Below are 3,163 nucleotides of genomic sequence, written 5' to 3'. Positions count from 1 at the left end.
CCCGGACGGGCACCGGGTCGTGCTGTACGCACCGACCTACCGCGACCAGCTCGCCCATCCCCCCGGTGAGGTCCCCGGCGGGTGGTCCCGGGCGTACCGCTGGGAGCCCGCGCTGGACCTGGCCGCGCTGTCCCGTTCGCTCGACGCACGCACGACCCTGCTGGTGCGCAGGCACCCCCGGGTGACGGGCAGCGTGCCGGACGCCCCGGGACTGCGCGACGTCTCGGCGCACCCGGAGACCGCCGAGCTGCTGCTGATCGCCGACGTGCTGGTCACCGACTACGCGGGGCTGGCCTTCGACTTCGCGCTCACGGGCCGGCCGATGCTCTTCCACAGCTACGACCTGGAGCACTACCGGGACACCGTGCGCGGCTTCTGCCTGGACTTCGAGGCCCGCGCGCCGGGGCCGCTGCTCGGCACCACGGACGAGGTCGCCCAGGCGCTCCGGGACACCGGAGCGTCGGCGCGGCTCCACGCCGACGCGTACGACTGCTTCCGCAGGGACCACTGCGATCTGGACGACGGCGGCGCGGCCCGGCGCGTCGCGGACCGGCTGCTGGCGGACGACGGCCACTGAGCGGCTGCGGGCGGACGCCGGCCACTGAGCCTGCCGGGGGCGGGCGGCGCGCGCCGCTCAGCCCTTGAGCGCCCGTACCGCCGAGGCGGCGAGGTCGTCCAGGTACCCCTTCGGCAGCTCACCGCGGACCACGGCCAGCCGCCAGTAGAGCGGCCCGACGATCAGGTCCAGCGCGCGGTCGGGGTCGCTGCCCTCGGGCAGTTCGCCGCGCTCGACGGCTGCCCGGACCACGACCGCGGCGACACCCTGCTGCGGGTCCAGCAGCGCGGCCTTGATGGCGTCGGAGATCTCCGGGTTCCGCGCCGCCTCGACCAGCAGGTCGGGGATGACCTGCGAGGCCACCGGGTGGCGCAGGGCGTACGAGGCGAGCTCCAGCACGGACCGTACGTCCCCGTACAGCGATCCCGTCGCCGGTGCGGGCATGCCCTGGGAGGCGACGGCCGAGACCAGGTCGAGGACGAGGTGCAGCTTGGACTTCCAGCGGCGGTAGACGGCGGTCTTGCCGACCCCCGCCCGCCGGGCGATGCCCTCGATCGACATGCGCGCGAAGCCCACCGCGGCCAGTTCCTCGAAGACGGCGCCGCGGATCGCATCGGTCACGTCCTCGCGCAGCACTGCGGCGCCTGCCGGGGTGCGGCGCCCTGTTCGCCGTTCGGTGGTCATGTCCCCGATGGTAGACCGTCACGACGGAACGGTTGCGTTGCGGCGTACACACGTCCTACTCTCAGCGTTGCGACGATACGGTCCCGTCCCATCCCATGTGCGGCCGCTCGCCGTGTTCCCCCAACCTCGTCGAAAGCGATCGTGGTGAGCCAGACAGCAGCCCCGCCGGCCCCGGCGGACCCCGCGCCCCCCGCCCTCCTCCCCGCGTACGCACCAGGCGAGCTGGCCGCACTCGCCGCCCGGCACGGTCTGACCGTCAGCGGCGCGCGGCCTTCCCTGAAAGAGTACGTCCGGCAGCTGTGGGGCCGCAGGCACTTCATCACGGCGTTCGCGACCGCCAAGCTGACCGCGCAGTACAGCCAGGCGAAGCTCGGCCAGATCTGGCAGATCATGACCCCGCTGCTCAACGCGGCGGTCTACTACTTCATCTTCGGCGTCCTGATGGACACCAAGCGCGGGGTCCCGGACTTCGTGCCCTTCCTCGTCACCGGGGTCTTCATCTGGACGTTCACCGCCAGCTCGATCACGGCGGGCACCCGGGCCATCAGCGGCAACACCGGTCTCGTGCGGGCCCTGCACTTCCCGCGCGCCTCCCTGCCCATCGCCCTGGCCCTCCAGCAGCTCCAGCAGCTGCTGTTCTCGCTGGGCGCGCTCTCCCTCATCCTGCTGGCCTTCGGCCAGTACCCGCGGCCGTCCTGGCTGCTGGCGGTCCCCGCGCTCGCCCTGCAGGCACTGTTCAACACCGGGGTCTCCATGGTCGTGGCACGCCTCGCCGCGAAGACCCCGGACATCGCCCAGCTGATGCCCTTCGTCCTGCGGACGTGGATGTACGCGTCCGGCGTGATGTGGAGCCTGGACAAGCTGCTCACCGAGGACCGGGTCCCCTCGTTCGTCCTGCTGGCGCTGGAGTGCAACCCGGCCGCCGTCTACATCGACCTGATGCGCTACGCGCTGATCGACAGCTTCACCGGGGCCCAACTACCCCCGCACGTATGGGCCGTCGCCACCGGCTGGGCGCTCGTCTGCGGGATCGGCGGCTTCGTGTTCTTCTGGAAGGCCGAGGAGCAGTACGGACGTGGCTGAGACACCCGACACCCGAGTCCCCACCGTCGTCGTCGACGACGTCCACATCACCTACACCGTCAACGGTGCCCGCACCGGGCGGGGCAGCGCCACCTCCGCCCTGAACCGGATCGTCTCGCGCACACAGCCGCGGGGCGCCCGGAAGGTGCACGCCGTGAAGGGTGTCAGCTTCGCCGCCTACAAGGGCGAGGCCATCGGTCTGATCGGCTCCAACGGATCCGGCAAGTCGACGCTCCTCAAGGCGATCGCGGGCCTCCTGCCGCCGTCGCGGGGCCGGGTGCACACCCAGGGCCAGCCGTCGCTCCTCGGTGTCAACGCCGCCCTGATGAGCGACCTGACCGGTGAACGCAACGTCGTACTCGGCGGGCTGGCCATGGGGATGACGCGCGCGCAGATCCGCGAGCGCTACCAGGACATCGTCGACTTCTCCGGGATCAACGAGAAGGGCGACTTCATCACGCTCCCGATGCGCACCTACTCCTCCGGCATGGGCGCCCGGCTGCGGTTCTCCATCGCCGCCGCCAAGAGCCACGACGTCCTGCTGATCGACGAGGCGCTGTCCACGGGTGACGCGAAGTTCCAGCGGCGCAGCAAGGACCGGATCATGGAGCTCCGTGAGCAGGCCGGCACGGTCTTCCTGGTCAGCCACAGCAACCGGTCGATCACCGACACCTGCGACCGGGCGATCTGGCTGGAGGCGGGCACCCTGCGGATGGACGGGCCCGCCAAGGAGGTCGTGGCGGCGTACGAGGCCTTCACCGGGCCGGCGAAGGCCCGGAAGAAGTGACGCGGCCGCCGGACGCGCGGTGCGAGCACCTCGCTGTCTCTTATACACATCTC

Annotated in this window: 4 protein-coding genes; 3 read left to right on the top strand and 1 reads right to left on the bottom strand. The window is 71.5% G+C overall.

Going from position 1 to position 3,163, the window contains the following annotated elements; all coding sequences use genetic code 11:
• A partial coding sequence (locus IH13_RS0118145; RefSeq protein WP_199814725.1) for a CDP-glycerol glycerophosphotransferase family protein occupies nucleotides 1-577 on the top strand: 577 nt, incomplete at its 5' end.
• 57 nt (nucleotides 578-634) lie between these two features.
• Here IH13_RS0118145 and IH13_RS0118140 read toward each other — a convergent pair.
• Nucleotides 635-1,240 carry a TetR/AcrR family transcriptional regulator gene (locus IH13_RS0118140; RefSeq protein ID WP_031085719.1) on the bottom strand — a complete coding sequence of 202 codons (606 nt, stop codon included), beginning with the start codon at nucleotides 1,238-1,240 and terminating at the stop codon, nucleotides 635-637.
• 141 nt (nucleotides 1,241-1,381) lie between these two features.
• Here IH13_RS0118140 and IH13_RS0118135 point away from each other — a divergent pair, with 141 nt between their 5' ends.
• Both IH13_RS0118135 and IH13_RS0118130 read left to right on the top strand, forming a co-directional pair.
• Nucleotides 1,382-2,323 carry an ABC transporter permease gene (locus IH13_RS0118135; protein ID WP_031085718.1) on the top strand — a complete coding sequence of 314 codons (942 nt, stop codon included), beginning with the start codon at nucleotides 1,382-1,384 and terminating at the stop codon, nucleotides 2,321-2,323.
• Nucleotides 2,316-3,110, top strand: a complete 795-nt coding sequence (locus IH13_RS0118130; RefSeq protein ID WP_031085716.1) for an ABC transporter ATP-binding protein — start codon at nucleotides 2,316-2,318, stop codon at nucleotides 3,108-3,110. The genes IH13_RS0118135 and IH13_RS0118130 overlap by 8 nt, the downstream gene beginning before the upstream one ends.
• Nucleotides 3,111-3,163: the final 53 nt, after the last annotated feature.

Origin of the sequence: Streptomyces sp. NRRL WC-3549, from assembly GCF_000721935.1 — a bacterium.
GTDB lineage: Bacteria > Actinomycetota > Actinomycetes > Streptomycetales > Streptomycetaceae > Streptomyces.
This window is presented reverse-complemented; position numbering and strand designations above follow the sequence as displayed.